Raw genomic sequence first — 19269 nt, 5'->3', positions numbered from 1 at the left:
ATTATAAGGAGATGTTTGAGGCGCTCAAACCAATCGAGGGCCTGGGAGCTGCCTGGCCTAAGAACCGGGCGTCCGGGCGGTTCCTCGTGGGTGGCTACCCTCAAAGGCGTCGACCGACCCACGTAGTGAGAGAGCAGCACTGTGACCCACCCCCTCCTCGACCTGGCCCCGCTGAGCGCCGCGCACTTCGCCTCGATCGAGGACCGGGTGGCCCGGCTGCTGCGCACCGAGCAGGACGTCGTGATCATGCAGGGCGAGGCGCTGCTGCCGCTGGAGGGGGCGATCCGCGCGTGTGCCGGTCCCGGCACGACCGCCCTGAACGTCATCACCGGCCCCTACGGGCAGACCTTCGGCGACTGGCTGCGGGACTGCGGGGCCACGGTGATCGACCTGACCGTGCCTTTCCACACGGCGGTGACGGCCGAGCAGATCCGCGGCGCCTTCGCCGAGCACCCGGAGATCGACTTCGTGTCCCTGGTGCACGCGGAGGCGGCCACCGGGAACACCAACCCGGTCGCGGAGATCGGCGAGGTCGTGCGGGCGCACGGGGCGCTGTTCTACCTGGACGCGGTGGCCTCGGTCGCCGCGGAGCCGGTGCTGCCGGACGCGTGGGGCGTGGACCTGTGCGTGATCGGGGCGCAGAAGGCGATGGGCGGTCCGGCCGGGGTGTCGGCGGTGTCGGTGAGCGAGCGGGCCTGGGCGCGGATGGGGTCGAATCCGCGGGCGCCGCGCCGGTCGTATCTGTCGCTGCTGGACTGGAAGGAGCGGTGGATCGACGGCGGCCGCAAGGCGCTGCTGCACGCTCCGGCGCAGCTGGAGATGCTGGCGCTCGAGGCGTGTGTGGAGCGGATCGAGGCGGTGGGGCTCGACGCGGTGATGGCGCGGCACGCGGGTGCTGCGGCGGCGACCCGGGCGGGGGCGGTCGCCCTGGGCGGGGGGCTGGAGCCGTATGTCCACGACGCGGCGGAGGCGGCGCCGGTCGCGACGACGCTGCGGGCGCCGGCGGGGACCGTGGCGGCGGAGCTGGTGGCGCGGGCGGTGGCTGCGGATCCGGCGGTGCCGGTGAGTGCGGGTGGGGGTGCGCTGGCCGGGGAGATGATCCGGGTCAATCACTACGGGGCGGATGCGACGCGGGGGGCCGTGCGGGCGAGTCTGGTGGCGTTGGGGGTTGCTCTCGGGGAGAAGGGCTTGCGGGTGGATGTGGAGGGGGCGCTGCGGGCCGCGGAGGGGGCTTGGCCGCGGTGAGTGGGGGCTGAGGTCCTCGGGTTCCGCCCCCGCCGCCCCTTCCCGTTCCCGACCCCTGGGGGCCGCGCCCCCGGACGGGCTGAGGGTCGGAACCGGCGTGTCATGCTGCCCTCATGGCTGAGATCTCTTCCGAAGTCCCGCCGCGCATGCCTGACGGGCGGGCTGTGCCTCCCCTGACCGGTGATGAGCGGCTGATGCTGGAGGGGTGGCTCGACTTTCATCGGGGCACCCTGGTGCTCAAGTGCTCGGGGCTGGACGACGCACAGGTGCGGCTCGCGGCCGTCGAGCCGTCCGCGTTGTCCCTGCTCGGGCTGGTGCAGCATCTCGCCGAGGTCGAGCGGAACTGGTTCCAGCGGGTGGTCGCCGGGCTCGACGTGCCGCCGGTGTTCGAGGACCCGTCGGGCTACGCGCTGGATCCCGCCCGGGGGCTCGACGAGGCGCTGGACATCTGGCGTCGCGAGGTCGAGCGGGGGCGGGAGCTGTGTGCCGGGCGGGGACTGGAGGACACCGGGCGGATCGTGGACGGGCCCGTCGCCGGTGCGGAGGTCAGTCTGCGGTGGGTGCTGATCCATCTCATCGAGGAGTACGCGCGGCACAACGGCCATGCCGATCTCCTGCGGGAGCGTATCGACGGAGTGACCGGAGCGTGAATTCCGCCCCATTATTGCGGCATTCTCTCGCTTATTTCGCTATTACATTCCTGGACAGCTTCCCATTCTCTTCTGCCCCGTTCTCCCGAACCTAAACACAACAATTTCAAGAACGAGAACCGGAGCATTCCGGGCACCCGGCGCGGGAGTTACCCAGTTGTGATCGGTTCCACAGCCCGCCCGATCCGTCCCGTATTTCCGCAGGAAAACGGGGCATTCTGCCGACCTCTCACGCGGACACGCACGCACGCGCGATAACACAGATCCCGCTCGTGCGTAACCCCGCCAGGCGATGCAATTTTGAATTTACCTGGGTAAGTTCAAATTCCATGACTGCCGCACAAGCAGACCTGCAAATCGACCGCCCCACTGTGGCGGACGGAGCCGTGCTGTGGCGGATAGCCAGGGACTCGAAGGTCCTCGACCTGAACTCGTCGTACAGCTATCTGCTGTGGTGCCGGGACTTCGCCGCCACGTCGGCCGTCGCCCGCGACGACAGCGGTGAGGCGATCGGCTTCGTCACCGGATACGTACGCCCGGACAGCCCGCGCACCCTGCTGGTCTGGCAGGTGGCGGTGGACGAGACGCACCGCGGCCGGGGCCTGGCCGCCGCTCTGCTGGACGGACTGGCCGCCCGGACCGCCGCGGAGCACGGGGTGACCACCGTGGAGACCACCATCACGCCGGGCAACACCGCCTCCGAGCGCCTGTTCACCGCGTTCGCCGAGCGCCACGGCGCCCGGCTGGAGCGCGAGGTGCTGTTCGAGACGGGCCAGTTCCCCGACGGACCGCACGACCCCGAGGTGCTCTACCGCATCGGTCCCCTCTCGGCCTGACCGACCGACCGCCGCGCGGCCGACCACCGCGCGACCGACCGCTGAGCGACAGGCGCCCGACAGCCGACCGAGTGCCGAGCGACCCCGAGCGCTCACCGACCGACCATCCCGACCGCCCGACTTCCTCTGACCTCCCACGCCACCGAGGAGCGATTCGTCGTGACCATCACCCAGCCCGACCTCAGCGTCTTCGAGACCCTCGAGTCCGAGGTGCGCAGCTACTGCCGCGGCTGGCCCACCGTCTTCGACCGCGCGCACGGCAGCCGCATGTACGACGAGGACGGCCACGAGTACCTCGACTTCTTCGCCGGAGCCGGTTCACTCAACTACGGGCACAACAACCCCGTCCTGAAACGGGCGTTGATCGACTACCTGGAGCGCGACGGCGTCACGCACGGGCTCGACATGTCGACGACCGCCAAGCGCGCGTTCCTGGAGTCCTTCCAGAACTGGATCCTGCGCCCGCGCGACCTGCCGTACAAGGTCATGTTCCCGGGCCCGACGGGCACCAACGCCGTGGAGTCCGCGCTGAAGCTGGCGCGGAAGGTGAAGGGGCGCGAGGCGATCGTGTCGTTCACCAACGCCTTCCACGGCATGTCGCTCGGCTCGCTCGCCGTGACCGGCAACGCCTTCAAGCGGGCCGGCGCCGGCATCCCGCTGGTGCACGGCACGCCGATGCCGTTCGACAACTACTTCGACGGCCAGGTCCCGGACTTCCTGTGGTTCGAGCGGATCCTGGAGGACCAGGGCTCCGGTCTGAACAAGCCGGCCGCCGTGATCGTCGAGACCGTGCAGGGCGAGGGCGGCATCAACGTGGCCCGGGCCGAGTGGCTGCGGGCGCTGGCCGAGCTGTGCGAGCGACAGGACATGCTGCTGATCGTCGACGACATCCAGATGGGCTGCGGCCGTACCGGCGCGTTCTTCTCCTTCGAGGAGGCGGGCATCACGCCGGACATCGTCACCGTGTCCAAGTCGATCAGCGGCTACGGACTGCCCATGTCGCTCTGCCTGTTCAAGCCCGAGCTGGACGTCTGGGAGCCGGGTGAGCACAACGGCACTTTCCGCGGCAACAACCCCGCGTTCGTCACCGCCACCGCGGCGCTGGAGGCGTACTGGGCCGACGGGGCGGCGATGGAGAAGCAGACCAGGGCGCGCGGCGAGCAGGTCGAGCAGGCGCTGATCGCCATCACCGAGGAGAACCTCGCCGACGTGAAGGAGTACCGGGGCCGCGGCCTGGTGTGGGGCATGGAGTTCCACGACAAGTCCCGCGCGGAGCGGGTCGCCCGGCGCGCCTTCGAACTCGGGCTGCTGATCGAGACGTCCGGCCCGGAGAGCGAGGTCGTCAAACTCCTCCCCGCCCTGACCATCACCCCGGACGAGCTGGACGAGGGCCTGACCACGCTGGCCCGCGCCGTCCGCGAGACCGCCTGAACCACCGTCACCGGACGGGTACCACCACCATCTAGGAGGCATCGCAGCACCGTGATTGTCCGTTCCTTCAAGGAGATCGAAGGCACCGACCGGCATGTGAAGTCCGCATCCGGCACCTGGGAGAGCAAGCGCATCGTCCTCGCCAAGGAGAAGGTCGGCTTCTCCCTGCACGAGACGATCCTGTACGCGGGTACGGAGACGTCGATGTGGTACGCGAACCACATCGAGGCCGTCGTCTGCGTCGAGGGCGAGGCGGAGCTGACCGACCACGAGACCGGGCGGACCCACACGATCACGCCCGGGACCATGTACCTCCTGGACGGGCACGAGCGGCACACGCTGCGCGTCAAGGAGGACTTCCGCTGCATCTGCGTGTTCAACCCGCCCGTGACCGGACGGGAGGACCACGACGAGAACGGCGTCTACCCGCTGCTCACCGAGGAGGTGTGAGGTTCCATGACCACCGCGACCACCACCACCGAGACGCAGGTCCCCGACCTGTACCCGACGCGGGGCACCGCCGAGGTGCTCACCCCGCGCCAGGACCCCGTCGTCTGGGGCGCGCCCGACGCACCCGGCCCGATCACACCGGCCGACCTGGGCGCCTTCGAGCGTGACGGCTTCCTCGCCATCGACCAGCTGATCGGCGACGACGAGGTGGCCGTCTACCGGGACGAGCTGAACCGGCTCGTCACCGACCCGGCGATCCGCGCGGACGAGCGTTCCATCGTCGAGCCGAAGTCCAAGGAGATCCGCTCGGTCTTCGAGGTGCACAGGATCAGCGAGGTGTTCGCGCGTCTGGTGCGCGACGAGCGCGTCGTCGGCCGTGCCCGGCAGATCCTCGGCTCGGACGTGTACGTCCACCAGTCGCGGATCAACGTCAAGCCGGGCTTCGGGGCCAGTGGCTTCTACTGGCACTCGGACTTCGAGACCTGGCACGCCGAGGACGGTCTGCCCCGGATGCGCACGGTGTCGGTCTCGATCGCGCTGACCGAGAACTACGACACCAACGGCGGGCTCATGATCATGCCGGGGTCGCACAAGACGTTCCTCGGGTGCGCGGGGGCCACGCCGAAGGACAACTACAAGAAGTCGCTGCAGATGCAGGACGCGGGCACGCCGTCCGACGAGGCGCTGACCGCGATGGCGTCCGAGCACGGCATCAAGCTGTTCACCGGCAGGGCCGGCTCGGCGACCTGGTTCGACTGCAACTGCATGCACGGCTCCGGGGACAACATCACCCCGTTCCCGCGCAGCAATGTCTTCATCGTGTTCAACAGCGTGGAGAACGCCGCGGTGGAGCCGTTCGCGGCGCCCGTCAGGCGGCCCGAGTTCATCGGGGCGCGGGACTTCACGCCGGTGAGGTAACGGCGTTGCACAGACCGCGGGCCGGGCCTCCTCGTGTGGGACAGGGAGGCACCGGCCCGCTGCCGTGCCGTCGGCCGCGTCCTGCCGCTCAGCCGGACAGCGCGTCCAGCAGCCGGTCCACGTCGGCGGCCGTGTTGTACAGGTGGAAGGACGCGCGCAGGTTCCCGGCCCGGTCGGACACCGCGATCCCCGCCTTCGCCAGCTCCGGCTGGAGGCGGCCGAGTCCGGGCACGGACACGATCGGTGAGCCGGGTGCGGGCACGGGCTCGTGGCCCAGTTCGGCGAGCCCCGCGCGGAAGCGGTCGGCGAGGGCGAGGTCGTGGGCGCGGACGGTGTCGACGCCGATCTCCTCGACGAGTTCGAGGGACGCGCGCAGGCCCGCGTAGGTGAACAGGGCAGGGCTGGAGTCGAACCGCCGGGCGGAGTGGGCGAGTTCGGTGACCGGACCGTAGCAGCTGTCCCACGGCCGCTCGCCCGCCACCCAGCTCGCCTGCACCGGCGCCAGGTCGCCGAAGTCCTCCGGCACCACCAGGAAGGCGGCCCCGTGCGGGCCGAGCAGCCACTTGAAGGTGATGGCCACGGAGTAGTCGTAGGCGTCGCCGTCCAGCGGCAGCCATCCGGCGCCCTGCGAGAAGTCGACGTACGTCCGCGCCCCGTGCGCTCGTGCCGCCTCGCGCAGCTCAGCCAGGTCGGCGATCCTGCCGTCCGCGGACTGCGCGGCGCTGACCGCGACGAGCGCGGTCCCCGGCCGCACGGCGTCGGCGATCCGCTCCAGCGGCACGGCGCGCACCTTGAGGTCGCCGCGGGCGTGGAAGGGGTTGAGCACGGAGGTGAAGTCGTCCTCCGCGGTGAGGACTTCGGCGCCGGGCGGCAGCGAGGCCGCGATCAGCGAGGTGAACAGGGCGACCGTGGCCCCCGCCGCCACCCGCTCGGCGGGCACCCCGGCCAGCCGGGCGTACGCGGCCCGGCAGGCCTCGACGTCGGCGAACAGCGGATCCAGCGCACCGCCCTCGGCCCGCAGCCGTGCGGCCCGGTCGAGGGCGGTCACGGCACGGGCCGGGAGCAGCGCGTTGCTCGCGGTGTTGAGGTAGGTGTGCTTCGGGGCGAACTCGGCACGGACGAGATTCTCGAAGGTCTCCATGGCTCCACTCTGCGGCCCCGGAAACCCCCCGTCCATTGCATAATTCTGCGTGATGTCCCTAAGCAACGCTTATGGATACGCCCTGACCTGGGCCTTTGCTACGACTGTGGCACGGCGCACCCGTCCGGCCCGCACGCCTCGGCCTCCCCACCCTCGATCAGCCGCACCGGCGTACGCTCGCCCCAGGCCTGGGTCAGCGCCTGGGCGAACACCTCGACGGGCTGGGCGCCGGAGACGCCGTAGGTGCGGTCGAGCACGAAGAACGGCACGCCGCGCGCACCGAGTTGCGCGGCCTCCCGCTCGTCGTCCCGCACCTCGGCGGCGTACGCCTCGGGATCGGCGAGCACCGTGCGAGCCGCCTCGGTGTCGAGACCGGCCTCACCGGCGAGCTCGACGAGCCGCTCGTCGTCGTCGAAGACGGACCGCTCCTCGGCGAAGTTGGCCCGGTAGAGCAGATCGAGCAGCTCCTCCTGACGCCCCTGCTCGCGTGCGAAGTGCAGCAGGCGGTGCATGTCGAAGGTGCTGCCGTGGTCCCGCCCCCGCGTCCGGTAGGGCAGCCCTTCGGCGGCGGCCTGGGCCCCGAGGTTCTCCTCCCCGGCCTCGGCCTGGGCCCCGCTCATGCCGTACTTCCTGGTGAGCATGGTGATCACGGGCTCGATGTCTCCCTTGGCCCGCCCCGGATCCAGCTCGAAGGACCGGTGCACCACCTCGACGTCGTCCCGGTGCGCGAAGGCACGCAGCGCCTTGTCGAATCGAGCCTTCCCGACGTAACACCAGGGACAAGCGATATCGGACCAGATCTCGACGCGCATGTGGGGGCACTCTCCAGCTCGTACGGACGCGGAGACACCCTCCGCCGAGTACGTGAACCTTCAACCAGCGGACTTCATTCCCCCGTCGAGGACCGCCCCGCGGCTGCCGTCGGCCTGCCAATGCCGCACACAGGCCGCGTGAAGGGCGGTGCCGACGGCCTCGGCCGGCCGGGCGGGCCTGATCGCCAAGGAGTCGGGCATGTCAGCTTCCGTCGCGCAGGTCGCTCGGCCAGCTCGGCCGGAACTCTATGTGGTCGTAGGTCACCACACAGCCCTCCCCCATCGGCGACTGGGTCATGAAGCCGACCAGGGCCGCCCCCGTCTCCTTCTCGTCGCCCAGGGTGAAGAGCCGGACGAAGGTCCAGCGCTTGCCGTCCCGGGAGGCGTGGAAGGCGAAGGCCCGCCCGGTGCGGCTCACCCGGAGCCACACGGAACTGCCGTCCACGGTGAAGGAGTTGGCGTCGTCGGAGTGCCCTCGGGTCACCACCGTGCAGACGGTCGGCACATCCGGCGAGTTCTCCAGACACAGCTTGGCCCAGGCCCGCTCCCCCACGTGCACATAGAGCACCCCGGCGTCGAAGGCGGCCCCGAAGCCGACGGTCACCCGGGCGATGAGCTGGAAGTCCCCCTCGGGCGCCCCGAGCAACCGCGGCGCGTCGGCAGCGGACTCCAGCCCCTCCCCCGTAGGCGGCACGAACCGATCCTGCCGCGCCCCGGCCCACCCGGTGAGCACCCCGTCCTCGTAGGACCAGTGCCCGTCGGGCCCATAAGTACGGAGCGGAAACGGCAGTTCGGTGAGTTCAACATCCATCAGCCGATTATCACAGGCCCAGCACAACACCCTCAGGGGCGCGGGGCTCTGTCAATGTGCGGCTCCCGCCGCGTGGGCGCGACCAGCCACAACGAACCGGCACTCCGCAGGCCACCGCACCCCGACGGCGCTACCGCTCCAAACGCCCGTTGAACCTGCGAGGAAGCGCCAGCGGATTCCCATCCCGCAACTCCTCCGGCAGCAACGCCTCCGGCGTGTTCTGGTACACCACCGGCCGCAGCCACCGCTCGATCGCCGTAGCGCCCACCGAAGTAGACGTAGAGGTAGTGGCCGGATACGGCCCCCCATGGTGCTGCGCAGGAGCGACGGCAACCCCCGTCGGCCAGCCATTCACCAGCACACGCCCGGCCAGCGGAGTCAGCTCGGCAAGAATCTCCGCTCCCCGGCCCTGCCCCGCCGCCTCCTCGGCGGACAGCTGAACCGTCGCCGTCAGATTCCCCGGCAGCCGCGACAACACCGCCCGCGCCTCGGCGTCGTCCTCGTAGCGGGCCACGACAGTGACGGGACCGAAGCACTCCTCCAGCAGCAGGTCGTGCTCCCCCTCGCAGGTCAGCTTCTCGGCCGGCACCGTCAGGAACCCGGGGCTGACCGTGTGCTCGCTCCCCGCCCCCGGCGTCACCGGCGACTCCACGCCCGCCAGCTCCGCGCGCTCCGCGACCCCGGCGACGAAGTTGTCCCGCATCCGGTGGTCGAGCAGCACCCCGCCGCCCGCATTGCTCACCGCGTCGGTCAGCGACTTGACCAGGCCGTCGCCCGCCGCGCCGGACGGCACCAGCACCAGCCCCGGCTTCACACAGAACTGGCCGACGCCCAGCGTCATCGAACCGGCCAGCCCCGCCCCGATCTCCTCCGCCCGCTCGGCCGCGGCCGCCTCCGTGACCACCACGGGGTTCAGGGAGCCCAGCTCGCCGTGGAACGGGATCGGCACCGGACGGGCCGCCGCCGCGTCGAAGAGGGCGCGGCCGCCCCGCACCGACCCGGTGAAGCCCGCCGCGGCGACCAGCGGGTGCTTGATCAGCTCGACGCCGGCCTCGAAGCCGTGCACCAGGCCCAGCACACCCTCGGGCAGCCCGTGCCGCGCGGCGGCCCGGCGCAGCACCTTGGCGACCAGCTCGGACAGGGCCGGGTGGTCGGGGTGGGCCTTGACGACGACCGGGCAGCCCGCCGCGAGCGCGCTCGCCGTGTCGCCGCCGGGGACGGAGAAGGCGAAGGGGAAGTTGGACGCCGAGTAGACGGCGACGACCCCGAGCGGGACCTTGTAGCGGCGCAGGTCGGGGACGGGCGGGGTGGCGGTGTCGTCGGGGTGGTCGATGACGACGTCGAGGAAGGCGCCCTCGTCGACGATGCCGGCGAAGGCCCGCAGCTGGTAGCAGGTGCGGGCGAGTTCGCCGTTCAGCCGGACCGGCCCGAGGGCGGTCTCGGCGTCGGCGGTCTCGACGAGCACGTCCTTGGCCGCCTCCAGCTCGTCCGCGCAGGACCGCAGGAAGGCCGCGCGGACGCCGCGGTCGGCCAGGGTGTCCCGCGCCTCGTGGGCGGCCCGGACGGCGGCGTCCACCTCCTGGGCCGTGGCCTCGACCGCAACCTGTTCACGCTGCTTCCCGGTTCGGGGGTCGACACTCCACACTGGTGCTGCTGCCACCGCGGGTCCCTCCAGATCTAGGGACGTTCGATATACTGAACGCTGTCTCTATTGGTGAATACGCGTGGAGACTATATCCATAGTTTCTCGGCGAACGAAGGGGTCAGGGGCGATGTCGGCAGGCGAGACGAGCGGCGGAGCGCAGGTCAAGTCGGCGGTGCGGACCGTCGAGCTGCTGGAGTACTTCGCCGGCCGCCCGGGCATGCACTCCCTCGCCGCGGTCCAGGAGGCCGTCGGCTACCCCAAGTCCAGCCTCTACATGCTGCTGCGCACCCTGGTGGACCTCGGCTGGGTGGAGACGGACGCGACGGGCACGCGCTACGGCATCGGCGTGCGCGCGCTGCTCGTCGGCACTTCTTACATCGACGGTGACGAGGTGGTCGCGGCGGCCCGCCCCACGCTGGACCGGCTCTCGGACGACACCACGGAGACCATCCACCTGGCCCGGCTCGACGGCACCAACGTGGTCTACCTGGCCACCCGGCAGTCGCAGCACTATCTGCGCCCCTTCACCCGGGTCGGCCGGCGGCTGCCCGCCCATTCGACCTCGCTGGGCAAGTCCATCCTCGCGACCTACAGCGACGAGCAGGTGCGCAAGATGCTCCCCGAGACGCTGCCCGCGCTGACCGAGAACACCATCACCGACCGTGAGAAGCTCATCGAGGAGCTTCAGCAGGTCCGGGAGCAGGGATACGCCGTGGACCGCGAGGAGAACACGCTCGGCCTGCGCTGCTTCGGCGTGGCGATCCCGTACCGGACCCCCGCGCGAGACGCGATCAGCTGCTCGGTGCCGGTCGCGCGTCTCACCCCCGCCCACGAACAGATGGTGAAGGACGCCCTGTTCGACGCACGCGACCGGCTCACCCTGGCCACCCGGAGGCTCTGACCCATGGACATCGCCCTGCGCGAGGTGCACGACAGCGATCTGCCCGTCTTCTACCGGCAGTTGAACGACCCCGAGGCCCTGCGCATGGCGGCCTTCACCCCCGAGGACCCGGCCGACCGGGACGCCTTCGACGCCCACTGGGCGAAGATCCTCTCCTCCCCGGCCGTCGTCACGCGCACCGTGCTGGGCGACGGGGACGTGGTGGGCCACGCGGCGGTGTACGGGGAGCCGGGCGAGCGTGAGGTGACGTACTGGATCGACCGCGCGTACTGGGGCAAGGGCATCGCCACGGCCGCGCTGCGGGCGCTGCTGACCGAGGTGACCGAACGCCCGCTGCACGCACGCCTGGCCGCCGACAACGCCGGATCGCGGCGGGTGCTGGAGAAGTGCGGCTTCGAGGTCTCCGCGAGCCTCACCTCGTACGCGCCCGCGCGGGGTGCGGAGATCGACGAGCTGGTGCTGACGCTGGACGCCTGAGCCCGCTGATCTCCCCCGTGCGGCGGAGGCGGATCGTCGGACGGCACGACGTGCGCGGGGCGGCGGGCGCGGGAGTGTGGGGGCATGACCGAGACAGTCGCCTTCTCCGCGCAGCCCGGCAGCCCCGCTGCTGTTCCGGGCCGAGCCCGCAGGGTCCTGCGGGCCGTCGCCGTCGCCGCGTGTCTGCCCTATCTGAGCCTCAAGATCGCCTGGCTCGCCGGGAGTCACGTCGGGATCCCGGACGGCAGCGTGCTGCTGGAGCACCGCACCGCCGTGACCGTGGCCAACGGCGTCACCGTCCTGATGGACGCGTGTGTGATCGTGCTGGCGCTGGTCCTGACCCGGCCGTGGGGGCTCCGGCTGCCCGCGTGGCTGCTGGCGGTCCCCGTGTGGGTGGCGACCGGGCTGCTCACCCCGATCATGACCGGCTTCCCCGTCCAGCTCGTCGTCAGCGCCTTCGGCGGCAGCGTGGACGCGACCGACGACGGGGGCGAACCCTTCCTGCACAGCTGGGTGTTCGGTGTCGTCTACGGCGGTTTCATCGTGCAGGGCCTGGCCCTCGGGGCGCTCTTCGCGCTGTACGCCCGGGACCGCTGGGGCCGGCTGTGGCAGGGCCGGTTGTGGGACCTGCCGTGTGCCGGCTTCGGCACTCCCGCCCAGAAGACGGTCGCCGTCGCCGCGGCCGTGCTCGCCCTGTTGCCGCTGACCGCCCACCTGCTGTGGGCCTGCGGCGCCATGGCCGGCCTCAACGACGACCTGATCGCCGACCGGAGCAGCGACTTCCACGTGGTGGAGGCACAGTCCACCGTCTTCCTGGCCTGCGCCGCGGCGGCCGGCCTGATGCTCGCCTTCCGCCGCGGCCGGGCGGTGCCGGTGAAGGTGCCGCTCGCCCTCGCCTGGATCACGTCCGCGGCCATCGCCTGCTGGGCGGGCTGGCAGTCGGTGGCCTCCCTGGCCGTCACGGACGACGCCGCGGAACGGCCCACCGCGCTGATGCATCTCACCTACGCTGGCCAGATGATCGTCGGCATCCTCGTGGCGGGTCTGGCCGTGCGCTTCCTCGTCCTTCGCTCCAGGGCCGCCCGGCCCACCCCGTGAGCGCCTTCCTCCGGGCGCTGTTCGGGCGGCGGGCGCGGCTGCGCTGGGTCCATCTGGTCCTGGGCGGCGCGCTCGCCATGCCGTTCGTGCTGGTCGGAGAGGTGATCATCGGTCCGGCCGTGGACGACTCCGTGCTCGGTCCGCTGCCTCTGCAACTGGCCGCGTTCGGCGTGGGACTGCCGATCGCCGCCGTCACCTCGCTGTTCCCGCTGACCCGGCCGTTGGAGGCCGCGGCGGTGCGGGTGCTGTGCGGGATCGACGCGGACCGGCTGGCGTACGAACCGGCCCGCAGCTGGGCGGCGCGCGGCCGCACGGCGATGTGGTTCACGCTGCACGTGGGAATCGGCGGGATCGTCTCCGGGATGTCGCTGGCGCTGCCGCCGTTCGCGGTGGTGCTGATCGTGCTGCCGTTCTACTCGTGGCTGACGGACCGGGCGCCCTGGTTCCCGGAATTCCTCGACCACACCTGGGCGCTGGCGCTCACGCCGGTCGCGGGAGTGGCGTCGCTGCTGGCGCTGGCCGGGGTCTCCGCGGGGGCCGGCGCCCTGCTGGCCCGGTGGGCGCCCGCGCTGCTCGGGCCGACGCCCGAGGACCGGCTCGCCGCCGCCGAGGAGCGCGCGGCCGATCTGGCGGTGCGCAACCGCCTGGCGCGCGAGCTGCACGACTCGGTGGGGCACGCGCTCAGCGCGGTCACCCTCCAGGCGAGCGCGGCGCGCCGGGTCCTCGACACCGACCCGGAGTTCGTCCGCGAGGCCCTCGCGGCGATCGAGGCGACCACCCGGCGCACGGTGGGCGAACTGGACGCGGTGCTCGGCGTGCTGCGGGACGGCGACGGCCCCGGCACCGCGCCCGCGCCCACCCTCGGCGCCGACCTGGACGACCTGCTGCGCCGCACCCGGGCGAGCGGGGTGGAGGTGACCGCGACGATCGGGACCGCCCCGGAGGACCTGCCGCCGGTGCTGTCCCGCGAGGCCTACCGGATCGTGCAGGAGGGGCTGAGCAACGCACTCAGGCACGGCGGCGAGAACGTCTGTGCGGCCTTGTCCGTGGACGTGCGCGACGGCCGTCTGGAGATCACCGTCGAGAACCCGCTCGGGCAACCCGCCGCCCCCTCGCGTCCGGGCGGCGGCCACGGTCTGGCCGGTATCGAGGAGCGCGCCCGGCTGCTCGGCGGCACGATGCGGGCGGGGCCCGCCGGGGACACCTGGCGGCTGCGGGTGCGGCTGCCGCTGCGCGAGAGCGGATGACCGGCCGCGCTCCGGACGGCCACCGGACATCAGAGACCACCCGGGCGAGGGAAGGACCACCCATGACCAGCACCCCGCCGATCCGTGTCGTCCTCGCCGACGACGAGCGCATGGTGCGCACGGCACTGCGGGCCATCCTCTCCGCCGAGCCGGATCTCGAGGTCGTCGGCGAGGCGGCCACCGGCGCCGAGGCGGTGGCGGTGGTACGGGAGAAGCGGCCCGACGTGGTGCTCATGGACGTGCGGATGCCGGAGATCGACGGCATCCGGGCCACCGAGCAGATCCTCGCCGGCCTCGACGAGCCGCCCCGCGTCGTCGTGGTCACCACCTTCGAGAACGACGCGTACGTGTACGACGCGCTGCGCGTGGGGGCCGCCGGTTTCCTGCTGAAGCGGGCGGAGGCGGACGCGCTGGTGGGGGCGGTGCGGCTGGTGGCGCGCAGCGACACGCTGCTGTTCCCGGCGGCGGTGCGCAGGCTCGCCACCGAGCACGCGCACGCGGCCCCCGCGCCCCCGGAGTGGGTGGCGCGGCTCACCGCCCGGGAGAGCGAGGTGTTGCGGCACATGGCGGCCGGGCTGACCAACGCGGAGATCGCCCGCCGGATGCAGGTGGGACCCGCCACGGTGAAGACGCATGTGGCGTCGGTGCTGGCGAAAACCGGCACCCGGGACCGTACGCAGGCCGTCATCGCGGCGTACGAGGCGGGCTTCCTGCGCGGCTCGTGACGTGCGTCCGGGCGGGCTCCGTCGTCGGGCCCCCTCACCTGGCTTTATGAACGCCCGATGAGAAACCGGGTCGGATGGGAACGATTCGCCCCCTGTCGTTCGTCTGTCCGGACGGAATGAACAAGACGATCAGGCGCGCGTCGGTCTTCGCGCTGCTCCTGGTGCTCGCCCTGCTGGCCAGGGCGACCTGGGTGCAGTTCTACGAGGGCCAGGCACTCGCGGACGACAAGGACAACCGGCGCAACGCGATCGAGACCTACGCGGAGCCGCTCGGGAACATCATCGTGGCCGGTGAGTCGGTCACCGGCTCGGCGCGGACGAAGGGAGGCGACCTCGCGTACAAGCGCACGTACGACAACGGCCCGCTGTACGCCGCGGTGACGGGCTACGCCTCGCAGGCCTACGCGCCGACGCAGCTGGAGGGGATCTACCAGGATCTGCTCAACGGCACGGACAGCCGCCTGAAGACGGTGATGGACACCGTCACGAACAAGCGGGCCGACCCGGGCAACGTGGTGACGACCATCGACCCCGCGGTGCAGAAGGCGGCGTACGAGGCGCTCGGCGACAAGAAGGGCGGGGCGGTCGCCATCGACCCGAGGACGGGCCGGATCCTGGCGGCGGTGTCGACCCCGTCGTACGATCCGACGTCGCTGACCGACGCCAACACCGCGGGCGGGGCGTGGAAGAAGCTCACCTCCGACCCGGACAAGCCGCTCACCAACCGGGCGCTGCGCCAGCCGCTGCCGCCGGGCTCGACGTTCAAGCTGGTGGTCGCGGCGGCGGCGCTGGAGGACGGGCTGTACGCGTCGGTGGACGAGAGGACGGACAGCCCCGACCCGTACCCGCTGCCGGGCACCAGCCGGAACCTGACCAACGAGAACCCGGACGCGCCCTGTGAGAACGCCTCGATCCGGGTGGGGCTGCAGTACTCCTGCAACAACGTCTTCGCGAAGATGGCCGTGGACCTCGGCGAGGACAAGGTGCGCGCGATGGCCGAGAAGTTCGGCTTCAACGACGACGAGCAGGACGTGCCGGTGCGGGCGTACACGAGCGTGTACCCGTCGGACATGTACCCCTCGGAGACGGCGCTGACGGGCATCGGCCAGTTCGACGTGACCGCCACGCCGCTGCAGATGGCGATGGTGTCGGCGGCACTGGCCAACGGCGGCGAGCTGGTCTCGCCGCACATGGTGTCGCAGATCACCGACAGCGGCGGCGATGTGCTCAGGGACTACGGCGACGAGACGGAGACGAAGCGGATCGTCAGCTCCTCGACCGCCGAGCAGCTGCAGTCGGCGATGCAGACGGTGGTCGACGAGGGCACCGGCTCCAACGCGCAGATCCCCGGCGCGACCGTGGGCGGCAAGACGGGCACCGCCCAGCACGGCGAGAACAACAGCAAGACGCCGTACGCCTGGTTCACCTCCTACGCCAAGTCCGACTCCACCGGCAAGGAGGTCGCGGTGGCGGTCATGGTGGAGCAGTCCGACGCGGCCCGCTCGGAGGTCAGCGGCAACGGTCTGGCGGCCCCGGTCGCCAAGGCCGCGATGGAAGCGGCGCTGAAGGACTGAGCCCGCGCGGGAACAGACCGAGCACGCGAGTGAACCTCACCGCCCGAACGGGCGTCTGAACGGACGGGCCGCCCCCTTCCCCCCGGGGGCGGCCCGTCGCTGTGTCTCTGTGTCCCTTGTGCCTCTTGTCCCGTGCGGTGCGGGCTACTTGACCCCGAGGATCTGTTCGATCGGGTCGATCGCGAAGTACACGAGGAACAGTGCCGAGGTCCCCCACAGCAGCCAGTGGACCTCCTTCGCCCGGCCGAGCACCGTCTTGATGACGACGTAGGCGATGAACCCGGCGCCGATGCCGTTGGTGATCGAGTAGGTGAACGGCATGACGGCGATGGTGAGGAACGCCGGGATGGCGATCTCGTAGCGGTCCCACTCGATGTGCTTGACCTGGGTCATCATCAGGAAGCCGACGGCGACCAGGGCGGGGGCGGCGGCCTGGAGCGGGACGATGGTCAGCAGCGGGGTCAGGAACAGCGCGAGGGCGAACAGGCCGCCGGTGACCAGGTTGGCGAAGCCGGTGCGGGCGCCCTCGCCGACGCCGGCCGCCGACTCGATGTAGGAGGTCGCCGAGGAGGCGGAGGAGGCGCCGCCCGCGACGGCCGCGGCGCCGTCGATGAGCAGCACCCGGCCGAGGTTCGGCACCTTGCCCTCCTCGTCCAGCAGTCCGGCCTCCGCGCTGACGCCGACGACGGTGCCCATGGTGTCGAAGAAGTCGGACAGGATCAGCGTGAACACCAGCAGGACGACCGTGACGGCACCGGCCTGCCCGAACGCGCCGAACAGGCTGAAGTCGCCGATCAGGCCGAAGTCGGGGGCGTCGACCACCTGGTCCGGCCACTCGGGTGTGGTCAGTCCCCAGGTCCGCACATCGGCGAGGGAGTTGATGACCAGGGCGACCAGCGTCATGGCGACGATGCTGATCAGGATGGCGCCCTTCACCTTGCGGGCGAGCAGCGCGATGGTGAGCAGCACGCCCAGGCAGAACACGAGCATCGGCCAGCCGGTGAGGGTGCCCGTACCGCCCAGCTGGACCGGCACGGTGGTGTTCGCGGCGTCCGGGATGCGGGTGACGAAGCCGGCGTCGACGAAGCCGATGAGGGCGATGAACAGACCGATGCCGACACTGATCGCCTGTTTGAGGGCGCGCGGGATGGCGTGCATGACGGCCTCGCGCAGCCCGGTCACCACCAGCACGCAGATCAGCAGGCCCTCCAGGACGATCAGGCCCATCGCGTCGTCCCAGCTCATCAGCGGGGCGACCTGGAAGGCGACGACGGCGTTCAGGCCGAGTCCGGCGGCCAGCGCGAGGGGGAGGTTGCCGCCGACGCCCATGATGACCGTCATCACGGCGGCGACCAGGGCGGTGGCGGTGGTGAGCTGGACCGGGTCGAGCTGCTCGCCGAACTTGTCCTTCGCGCTGCCGAGGATGAGGGGGTTCAGGACCAGGATGTAGGCCATGGTGAAGAACGTGGCGAAACCGCCGCGTATCTCCCGGCCGAGCGTGGATCCCCGGGCGGATATCCGGAAGAACCGGTCGAGGCCGTTCCCGGCGGGCGGCCGCTTGTCTGTGTCGGACATGGCGAGTTGCTCCTCGATCCTGAGTGATCGTGTGCGAATGCTGGCTGGATTGTGCCCGCGCCGCGTCGAGTTCAGGTGTTCCTCGTGTTACGGAATCGCATGTCGGGCCTCCGTACGGCGTTCGACCCTCCGTGCGACTCTGTGAACGTGCACTGCTAGGCTCCGGCCCTCTGGACCGCCCGGCCGCCGCGAGGGGAGGCAGCAAGCCGTGGGCACCGTCGTGGACGACCGCGCCTCCGTGGAGTTCCACGCCTTCTTCGAGCGTCACCACGCCGAACTGTCCCGGCTGGCCTTCCTGCTGACGGGTGAGCGGGACGCCGCGGACGATCTGGCGGCGGACGCGCTGCTGGCGCTGTGGCACCGCTGGGACCGGGTGCGCGCGGCCGAGCACCCGGTGGCGTACGCCCGCGGTGTGGTCGCGAACCTGGCACGCAGCCGGATCCGCAGCGCGGTGCGCGAGCGGCGGCGGATCGCCCTGTTCTGGTCGCACCGCGAGGAGCGGGTCGAGGACCCCGATGTGGCGGGCGTGGTGGATGTGCAGGAGGCGCTGCGCCGGCTGCCGTTCCGCAAGCGGGCGTGTGTGGTGCTGCGGCACGCCTTCGACCTGTCGGAGAAGGACACCGCGCTGGCCCTCGGCATCTCGGTGGGTACGGTGAAGAGCCAGACCTCGAAGGCGATGGCCGAGTTGCAGCGGCTGCTGGGCACCCGTCAGGTGCCGCAGCGGGTGCACGCGGCGGCGGGCGGTGCGGCGTCCGGGCGGGATGCCGCGGCGGCTCCCGCGGAAAGGGACCGATGACGATGCGGCGGGACGTGCACGACGAACTGCGCGCCCGGCTGCACGAGGCGGCCGGTGCGCACGAGCCGGACCGGGAGCGCATCCTGGCCCGGATCGAACGCGGCATGGCCACCCCGGCCGGCCGGCCCGACCGCCGGGTCGCACGCCCTGCGGGGTTCGGCTGGGTGCGGGTGGCGGGGGCGACGGCCGCGGTGGCCGGGGTGCTCGCGGTCGGCGGCTACGCGGTCGCGTCCGCGGTGAAGGGCGACGAGGCGCCCGCACAGCGCCACGTCGCCGTCTCGCCGACCACCACACCGTCCACGTCCACGTCACCGGATCCTCAGGCCACGAGCCAGGCACCCGTGCCGCCCGCGGATCCCTCACCGGACGCCTCGGAGGGGGACCGCGGCGAGAGTTCGCCGCCCGCCTCGAGGACCGCCCGTCCGCCGGCCGCCGACGCCGGCGCCGAGAACGGACCGCTCTGGTCGGACGGCTCGGTGGACCCGCACAGCAACCACTACTGGGCGCAGAGCAATGTCACGCTGAAGACGAGCGTCCCCCTGACCGGGCTCACGGTGCAGCTGCGGGTCGCGCAGACCGGCAACGTGGTGTCGACGGGAGCCTGGCGTTCCCTGCCGGAGGACGACTTCGGCCTCACGGTGGACGAGCGGGACGGCTTCCTCGTCTACACCTGGACGCTCGAGGAGGGCCGCACGGTGCCGCCCGGCGAGTGGGTCTTCGCCGCGCAGTACGACCACCGGCGCGGCGGCCGCGACGCCGGGTCCGACCGCTACACGATGACCGCGACGGCCGGCTCCGAACGGCTCACGGTGAGCGGCGACTTCGCCGCGCGGGGCGACGGGGACTCCTAGACAGGGACGCCGGAAGAAATTCCGCCCCCCGCGGCAACCCTTCCTCCACCGGTGGCGACCAAGAGGCGCAAGGAACCTCCCCCACC

The 19269-nt window shown here is 71.5% G+C and carries 20 protein-coding genes; 14 read left to right on the top strand and 6 right to left on the bottom strand.

What is annotated here, in order from left to right:
- The first annotated feature begins 141 nt into the window (after positions 1-141).
- From AB0412_RS32965 to thpD, 6 genes are all read left to right on the top strand, one after another.
- Entirely contained in the window at positions 142-1245 is a 1104-nt protein-coding gene (locus AB0412_RS32965; protein WP_366406277.1) for an aminotransferase class V-fold PLP-dependent enzyme, read from the top strand.
- Between the two features lie 113 nt (positions 1246-1358).
- Complete coding sequence (locus AB0412_RS32960) at positions 1359-1895, top strand: DinB family protein (protein ID WP_366406276.1); 537 nt, start codon at positions 1359-1361, stop codon at positions 1893-1895.
- Between the two features lie 329 nt (positions 1896-2224).
- A complete protein-coding gene (gene ectA / locus AB0412_RS32955; protein WP_366406275.1) occupies positions 2225-2731 on the top strand; it encodes a diaminobutyrate acetyltransferase in 507 nt (168 codons plus the stop codon).
- Between the two features lie 159 nt (positions 2732-2890).
- Complete coding sequence (gene ectB, locus AB0412_RS32950) at positions 2891-4162, top strand: diaminobutyrate--2-oxoglutarate transaminase (RefSeq protein ID WP_366406274.1); 1272 nt, start codon at positions 2891-2893, stop codon at positions 4160-4162.
- A 51-nt stretch (positions 4163-4213) separates the two neighbouring features.
- Positions 4214-4612, top strand: a complete 399-nt coding sequence (locus tag AB0412_RS32945; protein ID WP_260828999.1) for an ectoine synthase — start codon at positions 4214-4216, stop codon at positions 4610-4612.
- Positions 4613-4618: 6 nt separating this feature from the next.
- Positions 4619-5530: an ectoine hydroxylase gene (gene thpD, locus AB0412_RS32940; RefSeq protein WP_366406273.1), complete on the top strand. Its 912-nt coding sequence runs from the start codon at positions 4619-4621 to the stop codon at positions 5528-5530.
- Between the two features lie 88 nt (positions 5531-5618).
- Here the strand turns inward: thpD and AB0412_RS32935 are convergent, their stop codons facing one another.
- The 5 genes from AB0412_RS32935 to AB0412_RS32915 form a co-directional block, all read right to left on the bottom strand.
- A complete protein-coding gene (locus AB0412_RS32935; protein ID WP_366406272.1) occupies positions 5619-6671 on the bottom strand; it encodes an aminotransferase class V-fold PLP-dependent enzyme in 1053 nt (350 codons plus the stop codon).
- A gap of 98 nt (positions 6672-6769) precedes the next feature.
- Entirely contained in the window at positions 6770-7483 is a 714-nt protein-coding gene (locus AB0412_RS32930) for a DsbA family oxidoreductase (RefSeq protein ID WP_366406271.1), read from the bottom strand.
- Between the two features lie 60 nt (positions 7484-7543).
- Positions 7544-7684 (bottom strand): hypothetical protein, encoded by a 141-nt coding sequence (locus AB0412_RS32925; RefSeq protein WP_366406270.1) that lies wholly within the window; start codon positions 7682-7684, stop codon positions 7544-7546.
- 1 nt (position 7685) lies between these two features.
- Positions 7686-8294, bottom strand: a complete 609-nt coding sequence (locus AB0412_RS32920) for a DUF1349 domain-containing protein (RefSeq protein ID WP_366406269.1) — start codon at positions 8292-8294, stop codon at positions 7686-7688.
- 130 nt (positions 8295-8424) lie between these two features.
- Positions 8425-9954 (bottom strand): aldehyde dehydrogenase (NADP(+)), encoded by a 1530-nt coding sequence (locus tag AB0412_RS32915; RefSeq protein ID WP_366406268.1) that lies wholly within the window; start codon positions 9952-9954, stop codon positions 8425-8427.
- 112 nt (positions 9955-10066) lie between these two features.
- Between AB0412_RS32915 and AB0412_RS32910 the strand changes: the two genes are divergently transcribed.
- From AB0412_RS32910 to AB0412_RS32885, 6 genes are all read left to right on the top strand, one after another.
- Positions 10067-10840, top strand: coding sequence for an IclR family transcriptional regulator (locus AB0412_RS32910; protein ID WP_366406267.1), 774 nt, complete (start codon positions 10067-10069; stop codon positions 10838-10840).
- Positions 10841-10843: 3 nt separating this feature from the next.
- Positions 10844-11317 (top strand): GNAT family N-acetyltransferase, encoded by a 474-nt coding sequence (locus AB0412_RS32905; protein WP_366406266.1) that lies wholly within the window; start codon positions 10844-10846, stop codon positions 11315-11317.
- An 84-nt stretch (positions 11318-11401) separates the two neighbouring features.
- The gene (locus AB0412_RS32900; RefSeq protein WP_366406265.1) at positions 11402-12415 is read left to right on the top strand and encodes a hypothetical protein; all 1014 of its coding nucleotides are present in this window, start codon (positions 11402-11404) and stop codon (positions 12413-12415) included.
- Positions 12412-13662: a histidine kinase gene (locus tag AB0412_RS32895; protein ID WP_366406264.1), complete on the top strand. Its 1251-nt coding sequence runs from the start codon at positions 12412-12414 to the stop codon at positions 13660-13662. Before AB0412_RS32900 ends, AB0412_RS32895 begins: the two co-directional genes overlap by 4 nt.
- 62 nt (positions 13663-13724) lie before the next feature.
- Positions 13725-14387, top strand: coding sequence for a response regulator transcription factor (locus AB0412_RS32890; RefSeq protein WP_366406263.1), 663 nt, complete (start codon positions 13725-13727; stop codon positions 14385-14387).
- 116 nt (positions 14388-14503) lie between these two features.
- Positions 14504-15961 (top strand): penicillin-binding transpeptidase domain-containing protein, encoded by a 1458-nt coding sequence (locus AB0412_RS32885; protein WP_366406300.1) that lies wholly within the window; start codon positions 14504-14506, stop codon positions 15959-15961.
- A gap of 144 nt (positions 15962-16105) precedes the next feature.
- Here the strand turns inward: AB0412_RS32885 and AB0412_RS32880 are convergent, their stop codons facing one another.
- Positions 16106-17536, bottom strand: coding sequence for an NCS2 family permease (locus tag AB0412_RS32880; RefSeq protein WP_366406262.1), 1431 nt, complete (start codon positions 17534-17536; stop codon positions 16106-16108).
- A gap of 208 nt (positions 17537-17744) precedes the next feature.
- Between AB0412_RS32880 and AB0412_RS32875 the strand changes: the two genes are divergently transcribed.
- Entirely contained in the window at positions 17745-18332 is a 588-nt protein-coding gene (locus AB0412_RS32875; protein WP_366406261.1) for a SigE family RNA polymerase sigma factor, read from the top strand.
- On the top strand, positions 18329-19183 hold the full coding sequence (locus AB0412_RS32870) for a hypothetical protein (protein WP_366406260.1): 855 nt from the start codon (positions 18329-18331) through the stop codon (positions 19181-19183). Before AB0412_RS32875 ends, AB0412_RS32870 begins: the two co-directional genes overlap by 4 nt.
- Positions 19184-19269: the final 86 nt, after the last annotated feature.

The sequence above is a fragment of the Streptomyces sp. NPDC052012 genome (assembly GCF_040689265.1).
In the GTDB taxonomy this organism is placed as follows: domain Bacteria; phylum Actinomycetota; class Actinomycetes; order Streptomycetales; family Streptomycetaceae; genus Streptomyces.
The sequence above is the reverse complement of the archived record's forward strand: the minus strand, read 5'-3'. Positions and strand labels throughout refer to the sequence as shown.

Bases quoted from the DNA above. Each gene is read 5' to 3' on its own strand.
- AB0412_RS32910 (WP_366406267.1), top strand. From the start codon at position 10,067: ATGTCGGCAGGCGAGACGAGCGGCGGAGCGCAGGTCAAGTCGGCGGTG.
- thpD (WP_366406273.1), top strand. From the start codon at position 4,619: ATGACCACCGCGACCACCACCACCGAGACGCAGGTCCCCGACCTGTAC.
- AB0412_RS32960 (WP_366406276.1), top strand. From the start codon at position 1,359: ATGGCTGAGATCTCTTCCGAAGTCCCGCCGCGCATGCCTGACGGGCGG.
- AB0412_RS32880 (WP_366406262.1), bottom strand. From the start codon at position 17,536: ATGTCCGACACAGACAAGCGGCCGCCCGCCGGGAACGGCCTCGACCGG.
- AB0412_RS32925 (WP_366406270.1), bottom strand. From the start codon at position 7,684: ATGCCCGACTCCTTGGCGATCAGGCCCGCCCGGCCGGCCGAGGCCGTC.
- AB0412_RS32905 (WP_366406266.1), top strand. From the start codon at position 10,844: ATGGACATCGCCCTGCGCGAGGTGCACGACAGCGATCTGCCCGTCTTC.
- AB0412_RS32920 (WP_366406269.1), bottom strand. From the start codon at position 8,294: ATGGATGTTGAACTCACCGAACTGCCGTTTCCGCTCCGTACTTATGGG.
- ectA (WP_366406275.1), top strand. From the start codon at position 2,225: ATGACTGCCGCACAAGCAGACCTGCAAATCGACCGCCCCACTGTGGCG.
- AB0412_RS32890 (WP_366406263.1), top strand. From the start codon at position 13,725: ATGACCAGCACCCCGCCGATCCGTGTCGTCCTCGCCGACGACGAGCGC.
- AB0412_RS32935 (WP_366406272.1), bottom strand. From the start codon at position 6,671: ATGGAGACCTTCGAGAATCTCGTCCGTGCCGAGTTCGCCCCGAAGCAC.
- AB0412_RS32930 (WP_366406271.1), bottom strand. From the start codon at position 7,483: ATGCGCGTCGAGATCTGGTCCGATATCGCTTGTCCCTGGTGTTACGTC.
- AB0412_RS32870 (WP_366406260.1), top strand. From the start codon at position 18,329: ATGACGATGCGGCGGGACGTGCACGACGAACTGCGCGCCCGGCTGCAC.
- AB0412_RS32885 (WP_366406300.1), top strand. From the start codon at position 14,504: ATGAACAAGACGATCAGGCGCGCGTCGGTCTTCGCGCTGCTCCTGGTG.
- AB0412_RS32900 (WP_366406265.1), top strand. From the start codon at position 11,402: ATGACCGAGACAGTCGCCTTCTCCGCGCAGCCCGGCAGCCCCGCTGCT.